The organism is Moorena sp. SIO2C4 (assembly GCF_010672485.1).
Taxonomy (GTDB): Bacteria; Cyanobacteriota; Cyanobacteriia; order Cyanobacteriales; family Coleofasciculaceae; genus Moorena; species Moorena producens.
On sequence record NZ_JAAHGN010001537.1, the window covers coordinates 1 to 1,183 of the forward strand.

A 1,183-nucleotide genomic window follows, 5' to 3' on the forward strand; every position below is an offset into this window, starting at 1 on the left:
TGCTGACCACTGACCACTGACCGCTGACCGCTGACCACTGACCACTGACCGCTGACGGCTGACGGCTGACCGCTGACCGCTGAATGCTTACTTGGGACCAAATCCCGAGATGGTAAGATTAGATGATAATCTTCTGCCTGATTACACTGCCTTGGATCTAAAAGAACGTCTAATCACCCACCTCAGCCAGATAGTACGCGATCGCGATCCGTATATGGCATCTGCGGGACATTTCTATGTCCAGGAGTACATCCGCCAGGAATTAGAACAGTGGGGAAGCGTTGAAATTCACAAGTTTCAGGTGTCGGGCAAAACCCATCATAATCTGATTCTGAATCTACCGGGAAAAGAGGCGAGACCGCAACAGTTTGCTCCGATTTTAATTGGCTCTCACTATGATGCGGTACCTGGAAGCCCAGGAGCAGATGATAATGGTACCGGCGTAGCGGTGCTATTGGAATTAGCTAGAGCCTTTGCCACTACTGGGCCTAAACACCCAGTCCGACTGGTAGCATTTGATATGGAAGAGTATGGATTGCTCGGAAGTGCTGCCTATGCTGCCTATTTAAAAGAACAACAGCAACCCTTGCGGTTAATGCTGTCTTTGGAAATGTTAGGGTATTGCGATCGCACTCCCAATTCCCAAACCTACCCACCAGGACTAAAATATTTTTACCCCAATCAGGGGGACTTCATTACCTTAGTGGGAAACTTGCCAACAATCCTTGACTTGAGGCATTTAGCTCGCCGTATCCGCCAAGTGGGGATCCCTTGTCAGTGCTTACCAATACCATCACGAGGGATAATCGTTCGTGAGACCAGGCTCAGTGATCACGCTCCATTTTGGGACCAAGGTTATCGAGCTTTGATGGTAACCGATACAGCATTTCTGCGCAATCCCCATTACCATCAACCAAGCGATCGCATTGATACCCTAGATTTAGATTTTCTCACTGGTGTCTGTCGTGGCTTAATCGCTGGTCTTGGAAATCTTGTCTAGGGGAATCGGGAGTCGGGAAGTTAGAATTTAGAATTTAGAATTTAGAATTTAGAATTTAGAATTTAGAATTTAGAATTTAGAATTTGGAGTCGGGAATCGGGAGTCGGGAATCGGGAGTCGGGAATCGGGAGTCGGGAATCGGGAGTCGGGAATCGGGAGTCGGGAGTCGGGAAGAAGTCTCGA

At 48.3% G+C, this 1,183-nt stretch carries 1 protein-coding gene; it reads left to right on the plus strand.

The genetic code is table 11. The annotated features are described in order from the left end of the window. The first annotated feature begins 151 nt into the window (after nt 1-151). The gene (locus F6K20_RS39320) at nt 152-1,000 is read left to right on the plus strand and encodes a M20/M25/M40 family metallo-hydrolase (protein ID WP_044493468.1); all 849 of its coding nucleotides are present in this window, start codon (nt 152-154) and stop codon (nt 998-1,000) included. Nucleotides 1,001-1,183 lie beyond the last annotated feature (183 nt).